Source organism: Marinobacter zhanjiangensis (assembly GCF_014651935.1).
GTDB lineage: Bacteria > Pseudomonadota > Gammaproteobacteria > Pseudomonadales > Oleiphilaceae > Marinobacter > Marinobacter zhanjiangensis.
The window spans coordinates 122087-134912 of sequence record NZ_BMXV01000003.1 but is presented as its reverse complement, the minus strand read 5'-3'; the positions used below and the strand labels follow the sequence as shown (position 1 = coordinate 134912).

Annotated in this window: 12 protein-coding genes and 1 tRNA gene; 10 read left to right on the top strand and 3 right to left on the bottom strand. The window is 52.5% G+C overall.

Features of this window, described 5'->3' with window-relative positions; genetic code table 11:
- The first annotated feature begins 35 nt into the window (after positions 1 to 35).
- The 6 genes from ychF to IE079_RS07250 all read left to right on the top strand — a co-directional run bounded on the left by ychF (position 36) and on the right by IE079_RS07250 (position 5394).
- Positions 36 to 1127 carry a redox-regulated ATPase YchF gene (gene ychF, locus IE079_RS07275; protein WP_189574969.1) on the top strand — a complete coding sequence of 364 codons (1092 nt, stop codon included), beginning with the start codon at positions 36 to 38 and terminating at the stop codon, positions 1125 to 1127.
- Positions 1128 to 1218: 91 nt separating this feature from the next.
- Positions 1219 to 1295: transfer RNA gene (locus IE079_RS07270), tRNA-Met, on the top strand.
- A 175-nt stretch (positions 1296 to 1470) separates the two neighbouring features.
- Positions 1471 to 2508 (top strand): hypothetical protein, encoded by a 1038-nt coding sequence (locus IE079_RS07265; RefSeq protein ID WP_189574967.1) that lies wholly within the window; start codon positions 1471 to 1473, stop codon positions 2506 to 2508.
- Positions 2509 to 2513: 5 nt separating this feature from the next.
- Positions 2514 to 2963: a hypothetical protein gene (locus IE079_RS07260; protein ID WP_189574965.1), complete on the top strand. Its 450-nt coding sequence runs from the start codon at positions 2514 to 2516 to the stop codon at positions 2961 to 2963.
- A gap of 1083 nt (positions 2964 to 4046) precedes the next feature.
- The gene (locus IE079_RS07255) at positions 4047 to 4958 is read left to right on the top strand and encodes an endonuclease/exonuclease/phosphatase family protein (RefSeq protein ID WP_189574963.1); all 912 of its coding nucleotides are present in this window, start codon (positions 4047 to 4049) and stop codon (positions 4956 to 4958) included.
- Entirely contained in the window at positions 4945 to 5394 is a 450-nt protein-coding gene (locus tag IE079_RS07250; protein WP_189574961.1) for a hypothetical protein, read from the top strand. Before IE079_RS07255 ends, IE079_RS07250 begins: the two co-directional genes overlap by 14 nt.
- 300 nt (positions 5395 to 5694) lie before the next feature.
- On the opposite strand, the gene IE079_RS07245 is transcribed toward IE079_RS07250, so the two are convergent.
- Positions 5695 to 6384 (bottom strand): retron Ec48 family effector membrane protein, encoded by a 690-nt coding sequence (locus tag IE079_RS07245; protein WP_189574960.1) that lies wholly within the window; start codon positions 6382 to 6384, stop codon positions 5695 to 5697.
- Positions 6381 to 7583: a reverse transcriptase family protein gene (locus IE079_RS07240; RefSeq protein WP_227712370.1), complete on the bottom strand. Its 1203-nt coding sequence runs from the start codon at positions 7581 to 7583 to the stop codon at positions 6381 to 6383. Before IE079_RS07240 ends, IE079_RS07245 begins: the two co-directional genes overlap by 4 nt.
- A 548-nt stretch (positions 7584 to 8131) precedes the next feature.
- On the opposite strand from IE079_RS07240, the gene IE079_RS07235 reads away from it, so the two are divergent.
- The 4 genes from IE079_RS07235 to IE079_RS07220 all read left to right on the top strand — a co-directional run bounded on the left by IE079_RS07235 (position 8132) and on the right by IE079_RS07220 (position 11000).
- Positions 8132 to 8569 carry a PACE efflux transporter gene (locus IE079_RS07235; RefSeq protein ID WP_189574957.1) on the top strand — a complete coding sequence of 146 codons (438 nt, stop codon included), beginning with the start codon at positions 8132 to 8134 and terminating at the stop codon, positions 8567 to 8569.
- 259 nt (positions 8570 to 8828) lie between these two features.
- Positions 8829 to 8969: a DUF3096 domain-containing protein gene (locus tag IE079_RS07230; protein WP_189574955.1), complete on the top strand. Its 141-nt coding sequence runs from the start codon at positions 8829 to 8831 to the stop codon at positions 8967 to 8969.
- A 57-nt stretch (positions 8970 to 9026) separates the two neighbouring features.
- A complete protein-coding gene (locus IE079_RS07225; RefSeq protein ID WP_189574953.1) occupies positions 9027 to 9650 on the top strand; it encodes a flavin reductase family protein in 624 nt (207 codons plus the stop codon).
- A 75-nt stretch (positions 9651 to 9725) separates the two neighbouring features.
- Positions 9726 to 11000: an O-acetylhomoserine aminocarboxypropyltransferase/cysteine synthase family protein gene (locus IE079_RS07220; protein WP_189574951.1), complete on the top strand. Its 1275-nt coding sequence runs from the start codon at positions 9726 to 9728 to the stop codon at positions 10998 to 11000.
- 70 nt (positions 11001 to 11070) lie between these two features.
- Here IE079_RS07220 and IE079_RS07215 read toward each other — a convergent pair whose 3' ends face one another.
- A complete protein-coding gene (locus IE079_RS07215) occupies positions 11071 to 12816 on the bottom strand; it encodes an ABC transporter substrate-binding protein (protein WP_189574948.1) in 1746 nt (581 codons plus the stop codon).
- Positions 12817 to 12826: the final 10 nt, after the last annotated feature.

Here is a 12826-nt window from a genome sequence, read left to right as displayed (position 1 = left end):
GGAAGACGACTTCCCACGATCACCAGAGGCATTCCATGGGATTCAATTGCGGCATTGTCGGCCTTCCCAACGTCGGCAAATCCACCCTGTTCAACGCACTTACCAAGGCGGAAATCGGCGCCGAGAACTTCCCGTTCTGCACTATCGAGCCGAACGCCGGCGTCGTGCCAATGCCGGATCCGCGCCTGAACAAGCTGGCGGAGATCGTGAAGCCCCAGAAAGTGATTCCCACCACCATGGAGTTCGTGGATATCGCGGGGCTTGTGGAAGGCGCTTCCAAGGGCGAAGGCCTGGGCAACCAGTTCCTGGCCAATATCCGCCAGACGGATGCCATCGCCCATGTGGTGCGCTGCTTCGAGGATGAGAACGTTATCCACGTGGCCAACAAGATTGACCCGGCGTCCGATATCGAGATCATCAACACCGAACTGGCCCTGGCCGATCTGGACACCGTCGAGAAAGCCATCAAACGGGTACAGCGCGTGGCCAAGAGCGGCGACAAACACGCCAAAGCGCAGCAGGAGATGTTCGAGCAGCTGCTGCCGGTACTGAACGAAGGCAAGCCCGTTCGCAGCATGAACCTGGACGATGACCAGATGGCCCTGGTGCGGGAGCTGTGCCTGCTCACCGTCAAGCCCACCATGTACATCGCCAACGTCAGCGAAGATGGCTTCGAGAACAACCCTCACCTGGACAAGGTGATGGAGATCGCCACCGAAGAAAACGCCGTGGTGGTACCCATCTGCAACAAGATCGAAGCCGAGATTGCGGAACTGGAAGACGACGAGAAGTCCATGTTCCTGGATGAAATGGGCATGGAAGAACCCGGCCTGGACCGGGTTATCCGCGCCGGCTACAAGCTGCTGGGCCTGCAGACCTACTTCACTGCCGGCGAGAAGGAAGTGCGCGCCTGGACCGTACGCATCGGCGCCACCGCACCACAGGCCGCTGGCGTGATCCACACTGACTTCGAGCGGGGCTTCATCCGCGCCGAGGTGGTCGCCTACGAGGACTTCGTCAAGTATAACGGCGAGCTGGGCGCCAAGGACGCCGGCAAATGGCGACTGGAAGGCAAGGATTACATCGTCCAGGATGGCGACGTTATCCACTTCCGTTTCAACGTGTAATTTTTCAGGAAAATCCGGCCCGAAGCCTTGACACAAAGAGCCCAAATACTGAAAATACGCGCCTCGTTCGGGACGCATTCCCGACCGAAATGGCAAGGTAGCTCAGTTGGTTAGAGCACGGCACTCATAATGCCGGGGTCGGCGGTTCGACTCCGCCCCTTGCTACCAGTATTCGAAAGCCCGGCTCGCAAGAGTCGGGCTTTTTTGTTTCTGCCTGGAAACTTCGGGGACTGGCCCAACTCTCCTGGATTCTCCTGAGTGTCTGCGACGACAATTGACCCTCACTGCCACCAAATAGCATAATCCTGCCTGAATCAGGGAAATTCACGCAGGGAGCGTAACCATGTCCACTACAGATAACCTGTATCTTCACGTCGTTCGCCGCCAGACCTACCTCGAACTGCTCGCCCTTGAGCTTTACGGAAGTCTCGATTCCGCGCTTGCAAAGGATTTTCTACATTACAACCAGCTTGCGGCCGGTGAGTTTAATGATGTACTGGAGGGACAGTTCCTCTTTCTACCGCAACCGGTCTGCTACGACTCATCAATCGAAACGGCAATCATCAATCTGGTTGGCCAGATAAACCGGCAGATACGCAATGGTATGGATGGCGAGCAACGGCGTGTGATTGCCCAGAATCCGCAGCTTGTCAACAACGCCACTGATGACCCCAACATTCTTCTCGAGGGGGCGTCTGTGGGGAACACGCTGGCCACCTCCCTGATCTCATTCAGCTCCGAAGCCAACAAGATGGTGGGTGAATCCCTCAAGGAACTGGAACGGGCCTATGTGGACACCTACAAGCGGCAGGGAAAACTGTCCCCCCACTTCTTCGAGAAGCGCCGGCAGATCTACAGCCGGCTGGATACGGTCATCGGCCGATACGGCAGGCGTCTCGCCTTCGGAAGTCCCCTGGATAACAAAGCGAAGGATGTGCTGAGCATCAGCACCAAGAGCCAGGTTGTCCAGTGGAAAAGATCCGGTGGCGCAACGAATGTAGAGGCATTCAAAACTCATTTCGATCGCTTTGACAGAACCTCACGGTACCTGAAAGCTGGCGGCTTCCTGACCGCTGCTGTTGGTGTGTCCATCAATGAACTTGCTATAAAAGAGGCCTGCAAGGCCGATAGCAAGAACTGTGACTTCACCAAATACTCTCTGAGAGGGGAAACAGCGGGTGGGCTTGCCGTTGGTACAGGAGGTGGTGCGTTAACGGCCTGGGGAGTCTGCACACTCGCGCTGGGGATTCCCAGCGGGGGGACCAGCGCGCTTTGGTGCGGAGTTTTGGCTGGCGGCGCGGGGTCTGCTGTAGGTGGTTACGCCGGATCAAAGGCTGGAAAGGCGGGTGGAGAACTTATCTACGAGTACTATATAAGGTAAGCGCGATGTCAATTACCAATGTACTGTGCTACCTGTGCCTGCCTATCAGTCTATGGGCTGCCTTTGTAATGTCCTGGTTAACTCAAAGCCAGGAATCTTTGGCTGTGGACGTCGCAATGGTAGCAGGGAGCTTCTCGGTCATCACCTCTCCTTTCTGGATTATCTATATAATGTACCTCGCCATAAAGCTGATCCCTCCCCTTGATGCGTTGACCAGCACGGGGCAAGCATCCGACAGATACTATGCCGGTAACTGGATGGCCCGGCTTACGCGCCTGAATATCTACAGCGCGAACCTTGTCAGCGCGAGAGCGCGAAAAATGTACAACCTGCCGGTAGATCTGAGGCTGCAGCCGGCGGCGTTGCGCCTGGCGTTACGGGTCTATGTTTATTGGATGATACTGGTGGTATCGGGTGGCGTAGCCGGATTTGTCCTTTTCGAGGTCGCCCGATAACCGACCCATTCCGAGAAACGGTAACCAATAATGTCTGTTCCTGGCATAGCTTGCTACGTTTCAGTCCCTTTGGGGTTGTGGATCGCCTGCACAATCGCCTGGATTGTTCATTCTCCTGACCTGACCGTCGCGGACGTCTCAGTAATGATTGGCGGCTTTACCTTCATCTCCGGGCCGTTCTGGCTTGCGTATGTGGTCTACCTGTCCGTTACCCTGGTTCCGAGACTGGACAAGCAGGTCTATTCCTCGCCTTCTTACAACAGGCAGTATCCCGACAGCCGGCTGGCAAGATGTATCAGCCTAAACAGCTACAGCGCCAACCTTATGCATGAGCGGGTTCGGCGCCGGGACAGGCTACCAGTAGACATGCAGGATCAGCCTCCAGCTGTTCGCCTGCCCTGCGCGTACACACGTTCTCTGGATGCTTAGCGCCAGTCTGAGCCTGGCTGTCAGCTCCCTGCTGATGACCCTCTACCGATGACAGACCTCAGCCCAATTCCGGTACACCGTCGTTGTTGGTCTCGCTGCAAGACCTGTTGCAAGGCGGCCGGCCATAGTCAGCGTGGGGAAAACCAACCGTAGCAGCGACCGATTTTGTGAACCGGGATGTAGGCGCGCTTTACCCACCCCTCTGCTACGCGCTGGTCTACCCGGACCCAGTCGGCGAACTCTCGCCAGTCCATCAGGGGCGGCAAATTCAGGTCTTTGATGCGTTCTGCTAGCTGGTCGTCTATCATGATAACTAGTCAAGAAAACACGGAAATCGATAAACTGGTGAGATCCACCGGAATCTGAAACTCAAGGTGGAAAGCCGTCTTGTATAAGGGTGTTCGAATGAGCACCAACGAGTTGGAGGTAGTCAAAAGGATCTACCTCAACTACAGTCTTTGGCTTATCAACGGTGAAATCGCACCAGAAATAGGGCAAACCAGCCCAGAGTATGATGAAGTGAACTCAAAGTTAGACAGTCACGCCGAGGGATAGCAGTAACTAAACGAGTCATAGAGAAGTGGTTCCCAAAAAGGCATTGACTGCATTAATAGCCAACATCCATAAAAGTTAATCCCGAGACTATTTTACAATATGCATTTATCATTTTTATGGTGGAATACGGGGTTATCACCCTTAGGAAATAACAGGGGCTCTAAAGAAGAAATAAATTTCACGAAGGACTTCGTTCAGCTTGCAATCGACTTAATGAACATTGATTTTCTGGCTCTCGGGGAAATTGGGATAGAAAACATAAAGGATCTAGAAACCGTTACAGGTGACTACGAGATAATCAACGGAATCGAAGAAGTCGGAAGAACAAAGTTCACAACATGCATAATTTACAACCCTGAAACGATAAAGATTTCTCGCGAGTATGTTGGTTCGGTGGCAGAAAAAGGTAGCAGAACGTATAAAATAGCCCAAACATTGTCAATCAAGTCTTTATATGACGATACAGAAATATTCGTTTTCGTATCACATTGGCCAAGTAGACGAACCTTTGACAAAGGACACGACGAAAGGGCCTATTACGGTCAAAAACTACGAGACATCATTAACGAAACCGACGGAAATCAATGCAGAAACTCCCATGTCATCCTTATGGGAGATTTCAATGACGAACCGTTTGACAGCTCATTGACAGAGCATCTCATGTCGACTCGCGAACGTCCTACAACACCAAGTCGAAAGCATTTACTATACAATCCTTTCTGGAGAAAACTAGGATACGAAAAACCATTTTCAAACGATCACAACAGGAAGCTCGTGTCCGCAGGTAGTTGCTATTACGCTTCAGAAAAATATTCAAGATGGAAAACATTTGACCAAATCATTTTTTCATCGACATTTCTCGGCGACTCTACTTGGAAACTAGATGAAGATTACACGGATATACTATCAAGTGACTACATTCTGGAACAAATACTAAGCAGGCAATCAAACTTCGATCACCTGCCAGTAATTAGCGCTATCAAAAAGGTACAGAATCATGACCAGCTTTAAAGACTCATTCAACAAAGGATTAGATTCAGCCAACCAGTCAATTAAAAACAAAGAGGAAATAAAAGAGGTTTTTACCGATTTAAATAAGGAGCTTTCAGAACTTACAGGCAACAAAATTGAAGTGCTAGTTCACACTTTCAGTGAGAAACTGGAGTCACCTACTGCAACCGCCTCAATTTTTGGATCTGTACTTGAGGAAATGACAAGACCGAAGTACAGAGACTACCAGGGCATAGGGGCAAGGAACCCTTCAAAGAATTCAAGCATCCATGAGTTAGCTACTTGGTCTCAAGGAAGATCAGGCTATCCCTGTAAAGTAAAGTTCGGAAGTAAAGCATTTATATGCGAAGACAAAGAGGGCCTCATCGAGGCACTCTCAGAATTGCTCGAAGACCCTGAAACAGGCGAAATATTTCAAAGACTTATGGAGACATAAGGCCAGCTACATGCTATTGCCTACTTGCCCCCCCAAAATGTGCGTATGTGTCTTTTTTCAGCGTGAAGAGATCGGGTAACTGTATGTTTCTGTTCTACTGTGGGATGAGCACCAACGAATTAGAGGTAGTTAAAAGGATCTACCCCAATTACAGCCTTTGGCTGATCAGTGGTGAAATCGCACCCGAGATAGGGCAAACAAGCCCAGACTATGATGAAGTGAACTCAAAGTTAGACAGTCAGGCCGAGGGATAGCAGTAACTAAAAGAGTAATTAAGAAATGGTTCCATGTTCGGCAAGACTAAACGTACTCTCTTACACAATCTTGAAGAAAACAGTCTATATCTGTAAACGTATGATTAAAAGAATCAATTAGACCAAAAATTTCAAACTCTACATCGTTGAAATTATTTCTCGGCAAATTCGTCATTTCTATTCCAAAGGGCTTCAATGCCTCTATCATTCTATCTTGATGCTTTCTATATCCGTACCCTCCTTTAGGTGAGTTTATAGATTTATTAGTTATTTGTATGGCATGACATAGACCTCTAACAGCCAGCTTGTATTCTTCTGAAACTGTTATGTCCCCTTTTGAAGACAAAGGAAAGGCCAACCTATACCACCGATAAACATTTACCTTCTGAGATTTCAACGCGCCATACTTTTTTAGCTCATCTACCATGTAGTCCTTAAACATGGTGAGATGACCTATATGTCCGGACAAAGCAGAGGATTTAACACTTGTTAAATAGTTATTTAACGCAATATAAACACCACTAGCAAATATAACAATATACGCAACAGAAGAACCAAAACCTAATATTTCAATCGTACCAGAGAACTTTTCTCTAAAAGAAGTAACACAATTTGACAAAAAACAAAGATCATCAAAGCCTAGATCATGCTGATTATAAGTATTAACAAAGGACCACGCGGCACCAATTAATGTTATAATAAAAATTCCCAAAACAGGCCAAACATAACGATTCACCAGTCATAACTCCCAACACAATCACTAAGAGCATAAAGCCGAGACTCGAACGACCGAGCTTCCTTTTCATAAGTCCTTGCTATTATTGAAACCCTATATCTAACAAGATGATATTTTCTAGTATATCTTCTTTCTTTGATACGAGATCTGTCTAAACTTTCCAGAAAGCTAATTGCTCCTTCAGCCTTTTCTACATCCCGCCTCGAGGGAAGAGGCAAAACGCCCAAAAGCTGGTCCTTGAAAATTTTATGCTTGTTATGGCCAACACGCGCTAGCTTGTTTACACGCCCCACGCAACGGTCATGCAAAGAGCGATAGGAGCTTGATGTACGATAATTGTTTATTTTTGCCATCTTAACGACATTATGAACAGCTGAACGAATCCTACGCACCTCATCTGCAGGTAGACGAGGAGTTTGATAGTTTACTCGAAGCCCGTGTACATGGAGTGGCTCAATACCATCTCGTAAAATTTGTTTCTTTCGATCATTAGCAGGAAGGTCAAGGTCAATCAACATCATCTTAATATGGTGCTCGGCATAGTCAAAATTAAAACCATGCCTGCGGGACGAAACTGTAATGTCATCGACAAGCCTAGTATAAACAAGTCCCTTTCGAGACAACCTCTTGACAACATCGCCTTCGCAATTCCAGAAACAGAGGGTTGCTAAATAACTCGAAGTCAACGCGCCCTGAACAAGGAAATCTTCGTAGCAGCAAATATCAGTCAAGTACTCCGAAACTGGTGGAGGAAATTTCAGAAGACCATTAAATATCCGATAAACGTGATCCCTGTGTATATTATCGAAAAAATTAGATATATCTATTTTTAATAGACTTTTTGAAAGACAATGGTTCTTTGCACACGCAATATAATCCCTATATACGGGCTCATCATCAATATACGTGTTTGGCAACGACCCGTATAAATACCCTGGCCACCGAACTAAATCCAAGAAAATCCTCTTATTTACTCTAGACTGAATCAAGCGGATTAAATAGCTCGGATTATAGACTTGCCTTATACCACCACCAGCCTTTGGAATCTCTTTTGCCCGATAACGCTCAATTGGCGAAAGCTGTCTGGCCTTCTCAAGATCAGCCAAAGGGATTGAAAAAGCGTCAGCGAGAGACTGTAACGTAGAAATCGATTTTTCGGTGGTTTTCTCGGGGAATAGCGGGAATCTTGGGTCTATCACGATACATCCTGTATTGATATCGCACGTGGCCGCTCCATACCCAAGGAGATAAGATGCAGAGTTGCATTCATTAGACTTGCTAAAGAAACAGCCTCTGCATCTCGGGCCATGTGCAATCACCGGCATCTGCTGCGTAGCAGGAGGGGCGACTGGGTCCCTTGCCGGAAGTGCTTTTTTCAAAGCGCTTCATACATATGAAGCATCGCTTTAGCATTCACTGTCTAACTGCAGCATTCACGCGAATCGCGCGAGCTACTTTCCATAATAGACACTCAAAGAAAGATGTCAATGTGTTAATAAAAATAAACACGCTAACCTTCAGGCGAGAACTATTGTCCCTATGCCTTCCCAACACAGGTCTCATAATGCCGGGGTCGGCGGTTCAACTCCGCCCCTTGCTACAAAAATTTGAATAGAGACCTCAAGCAAACGTAGAGTTACCAATGTCCACGGATCCTGTCCGCTACAAAGACAGTTCAATTAATCGAGGACGACCCCACCTTTCGGGGCAATCAACGCGGGACGACTCGCTAACGGCGACCCCAGTCATGCGATCCACCAAAGACAGAATACGACAGGCCATTGCTTTCGAACTGATCGGCCTCCTCCTTTCCGTGCCGCTGGCGGCCCTTGTCTTCGGCTTTGACACGGGCAAGACCGGTGTACTGGGGATCATTGGTGCCACCATCGCCACCACCTGGAACTATCTGTTCAACCTGATGTTTGATCACGGCCTGAAAAGCCTGACAGGCTCGACCCGGAAAACCCTCAAAGTGCGCTTTCTCCATGCCATCAGTTTCGAACTTGGGCTGATGCTGGCGTTCCTGCCGATCATCGCCTGGTGGATGGGTATCGGTCTGCTGGAAGCACTCATCGTGGACATTGCCTTCGTGGTCTTCTATCTGATCTACGCCTTCGTATTCACCTGGTGCTACGACACCCTGTTTCCGGACCCTGATGCCAAAGGTAGTGGCGCTCAGGGGTAAGACACATCTTCGATCCGGAGCTACCGTCTTTTTCACAGCAGCGATTACCCCTGAACGCCGGGAGCAAAAGACTGACAGTGACGGGCGCCCCGCCACGTGTCGTTACCAGGAAACGCCTTTTTCCTTTCCGGACTGTCGACAGCCAATTGTTTTGCTAGGCTGTAACCGTATTGTTTTCGGGCGCTCTTTTGACCTGGTCGTTCATGCACACGCCTGTTCCGGTACACCAACCGACCAACCACCACAGGACACAACGGTTATGACCCTTCACCTTGAAATCGTTCCCCTCATCAGTATCGCAGCGGGCATTGGCATCCTGGTGTTTCCACGCCTGCTGAACTACATCGTTGCCGGTTACCTGATCATCTTCGGTGTCATGGGTCTTCTTGGCTATATCTGACCAGAAGTTACCGGATCATCATATATCCCGGTCCCCACCCATTTTCAGGTACGCTGTATGAACGAAGACATTCACTTTTATGAACCTGCCAACGGCCACGGTCTGGCCCACGACCCGTTCAACGCCCTGGTGGCCCCACGTCCGATCGGGTGGATCTCCTCCCGGGACCGTAACCACACCCTGAACCTTGCCCCCTACAGTTTCTTCAACGCTTTCAACTATGTCCCGCCAATCGTCGGCTTTGCCAGTATCGGCTACAAGGACTCGGTGCGAAATGCCGAGGAGACCGGGGAGTTCTGCTGGAACCTGGTAACGCGCTCCCTGAGTGAAGCCATGAACGAAAGCTGTGCCCCGGTCGGACCGGAGGTGGACGAATTCACCCTGTCGGGCCTGACACCGAAGCCATCCCGTGTTGTCTCCGCTCCCCATGTGGCGGAGAGCCCGGTGGCGCTGGAATGCCGTGTCTCCCAGGTGCTTCAGCTTGCCGGAGCCGACGGGCAGAAGGTAGACACCTGGATGGTGTTCGGTGAGGTGGTTGGCGTTCACATCGCCCGGCACCTGATCCGTGACGGCATTTACGATACCGCTGCGGCGGAGCCAGTGCTTCGTGGTGGTGGGTCCGCAGATTACTTCACGGTGGGAGCCGCCCAGAAGTTCCAGATGCACCGACCCAAGCCATAAACCGGTAATGGCGGTTGGCGGCATGTGCCATAATATTTGCCCTCAACCCTCCAAAAAGAAAAAGGAATGCCAGCAATGAAACCAGAAACTATTGCGCTGCACGCCGGATTCAGCGGCGACCCCACCACCCATGCAGCCACCACGCCGATCTACCAGACCACCTCCTACACCTTCGACGACACCCAGCATGGTGCCGACCTGTTTGACCTGAAGGTGCAGGGCAACATCTATACCCGCATCATGAACCCCACCAACGGGGTGCTGGAAGAGCGCATGGCGCAGCTGGAGGGCGGCGTCGGCGCACTGGCGGTGGCCTCGGGTATGGCGGCCATTACCTACGCCCTGCAGACCATCTGCAAGGTGGGCAACAACATCGTCAGCACCAGCCAACTGTATGGTGGCACCTACAACCTGTTCGCCCACTCCCTGCCCAACCAGGGTATCGACTGCCGCATGGTAGCCCACGACGACTACGACAATGTGGTGGCCGCCATTGACGAGAACACCCGCGCGCTGTTCTGCGAGTCCATCGGCAACCCGGCGGGCAATGTGGTGGATATCGAGACCTGGGCGAAGATTGCCCACGACCATGGCATTCCGCTGATTGTGGACAACACTGTGGCCACGCCCTTCCTGTGCCGTCCAATCGAGCACGGCGCGGATATCGTGGTGCACTCCCTGACCAAGTACATCGGCGGCCACGGCACCACCGTCGCCGGCGTGGTCGTGGATTCCGGCAAGTTCAACTGGAAGGCCAGCGCCGACAAGTTCCCCATGCTCAACGAGCCGGACCCGTCCTACCACGGCGTGGTCTACACTGAGGCCCTGGGTGCGGCCGCCTTTATCGGCCGCTGTCGGGTGGTGCCCCTGCGCAACACCGGTAGCGCACTGTCGCCCTTCAACTCATTCCTGATCATGCAGGGGCTGGAAACCCTGGCTCTGCGCATGGAGCGCCACTGCGAGAATGCCGAGAAGGTCGCCCAATACCTGCAGGATCATCCCCTGGTGGAATGGGTGAACTACGCCGCGCTGCCCGGCAGCCCCTACAAGGCCACCTGCGAAAAGATCTGCGGCGGCAAGGCTTCCGGCATCCTGAGCTTTGGTATCAAGGGCGGTCTCGAGGCGGGGGCGAAGTTTATCGATGCCCTGCAGCTGATCTACCGTCTGGTGAACATTGGCGACGCCAAGTCCCTTGCCTGCCACCCGGCCACCACCACACACCGCCAGCTGAACGCAGACGAACTGCGCAGTGCCGGTGTCAGCGAGGACCTGGTGCGGCTGTCCATCGGCATCGAGCATGTGGATGATATTATTGCGGATATTGACCAGGCGCTGAAAGCCGCCAGCTGATCGGTAAATCTGACAAAAAAGAGGGGGAGGCACACAGCCTCCCCCTCTTTTTTTATTTCTGGGGAAAGTCTCAGCTTTCCCTTTCCTCTTCCCAGGTCTTGAGCAGTTCCTCGTAGGGCACGGTTTCACCCTGGGGCTTTTCGTTATCCAGCTTCGGCTTGGGTGCGCCGGGCTGGTCCAGCCAGTACTGGGCTTCCCGTGGTTCGTTCAGCCTGGGGCCGCAGGTTTCCATCACCTTGGCTCGCTCCAGGCGCATCATGATGCTGTCCTGGGCTTCCGCCAGACCATCCAGAGCCTCCTGGGGGCTGGCCTCACCGCTGGCAGCCTGGGAGATATACTGCCACCACAGCTGGGCCAGTTTCGGATAGTCCGGTACGTTGGTGCCGGTGGGGCTCCACTGGACCCGGGCCGGGCTGCGGTAGAATTCCACCAGGCCACCCAGACGCGGGGCTGCTTCGGTCATGGCATCGGAGTTGATATCAGACTCGCGGATCGGCGTCAGGCCAGCAAGGGTCTTCTCCAGGGAAACGGTCTTGGCCACGGTGAACTGGGCATACAGCCAGGCCGCCAGGCGGCGCTTTTCCGGGGTGGAGTCAAAGAAGGTCCAGGACCCCACATCCTGATAGCCCAGCTTCATGCCCTCTTCCCAATAAGGACCATGGGGCGACGGCGCCATGCGCCATTTCGGGGTGCCATCCTCGTTTACTACCGGCAGACCCTCTTCGATCATGCTGGCGGTAAAGGCGGTGTACCAGAAGATCTGCTGTGCAATATTGCCCTGGGCCGGCACCGGACCTGCCTCGGAGAAGGTCATTCCCTGAGCTTCCGGCGGCGCGTACTGCTTCATCCAGTCCAGGTACTTGGTGGTGGCGTAGACCGCCGCCGGGCCGTTGACAGCACCGCCGCGGGTGACGCTGGAGCCCACCGGATGACACTCATCCACGCGGATACCCCACTCATCCACCGGCAGGCCGTTGGGCAGCCCCTTGTCACCGGCACCGGCCATGGAGAACCAGGCATCGGTAAAGCGCCAGCCCAGCGACGGGTCCTTCTTGCCGTAATCCATATGGCCGTATACCCGCTCGCCGTCGATTTCCTTGACGTGTTCGGTGAAGAATTCGGCGATGTCCTCATAGGCGGACCAGTTCACCGGCACCCCCAGCTCATAGCCGTAGATTTCCTCGAACTGCTCTTTAAGATCCTCCCGCTCGAACCAGTCGGCCCGGAACCAGTACAGGTTGGCGAACTGCTGGGTCGGCAACTGGTAGAGCTTGCCATCCGGCGCGGTGGTGAAATCCAGGCCGATGAAGTCATCCAGGTCCAGGGTGGGCAGGGTAAGGTCCTTGGCCTCGTTCTCCATCATGTCGGACACGGGCACCACCTTGCCGTAGCGCCAGTGGGTACCGATCAGGTCCGAATCGTTGATGTAGGCATCGTAGATGTTTCGACCTGACTGCATCTGGGTCTGCAGCTTCTCGATCACGTCGCCTTCCTGGATCAGGTTATGGGTCAGGTTTATTCCCGTTATCTCCTCGAAGGCCTTCGCCAGGGTGTTGGCTTCGTATTCGTGGGTAGCGATGGTTTCCGACACCACGTTGATGTCCATGCCCCGGTAGGGTTCCGCCGCCCTGGCGAACCACAACAGCTCCTCGAGCCGTTGCTCCTCGTCAAGCGTGGATGTGGAGAATTCCTTGGCCCACTTGCGGGCCGCGTCCTCGTACTGGTTTGCATGGGCCAGGCTGACCGGCCCTGCGGTGAGAACCGCCAGAGCGGTTCCCAGCAGCAAGGTCCTTGGCTGTTTGTTGTTATTGAACATATCCAACCTC

Coding starts and splice junctions, on each gene's coding strand:
- IE079_RS07255 (WP_189574963.1), top strand. CDS start 4,047: ATGCATTTATCATTTTTATGGTGGAATACGGGGTTATCACCCTTAGGA.
- IE079_RS07225 (WP_189574953.1), top strand. CDS start 9,027: ATGAACGAAGACATTCACTTTTATGAACCTGCCAACGGCCACGGTCTG.
- IE079_RS07215 (WP_189574948.1), bottom strand. CDS start 12,816: ATGTTCAATAACAACAAACAGCCAAGGACCTTGCTGCTGGGAACCGCT.
- IE079_RS07235 (WP_189574957.1), top strand. CDS start 8,132: ATGCGATCCACCAAAGACAGAATACGACAGGCCATTGCTTTCGAACTG.
- IE079_RS07250 (WP_189574961.1), top strand. CDS start 4,945: ATGACCAGCTTTAAAGACTCATTCAACAAAGGATTAGATTCAGCCAAC.
- ychF (WP_189574969.1), top strand. CDS start 36: ATGGGATTCAATTGCGGCATTGTCGGCCTTCCCAACGTCGGCAAATCC.
- IE079_RS07220 (WP_189574951.1), top strand. CDS start 9,726: ATGAAACCAGAAACTATTGCGCTGCACGCCGGATTCAGCGGCGACCCC.
- IE079_RS07230 (WP_189574955.1), top strand. CDS start 8,829: ATGACCCTTCACCTTGAAATCGTTCCCCTCATCAGTATCGCAGCGGGC.
- IE079_RS07260 (WP_189574965.1), top strand. CDS start 2,514: ATGTCAATTACCAATGTACTGTGCTACCTGTGCCTGCCTATCAGTCTA.
- IE079_RS07265 (WP_189574967.1), top strand. CDS start 1,471: ATGTCCACTACAGATAACCTGTATCTTCACGTCGTTCGCCGCCAGACC.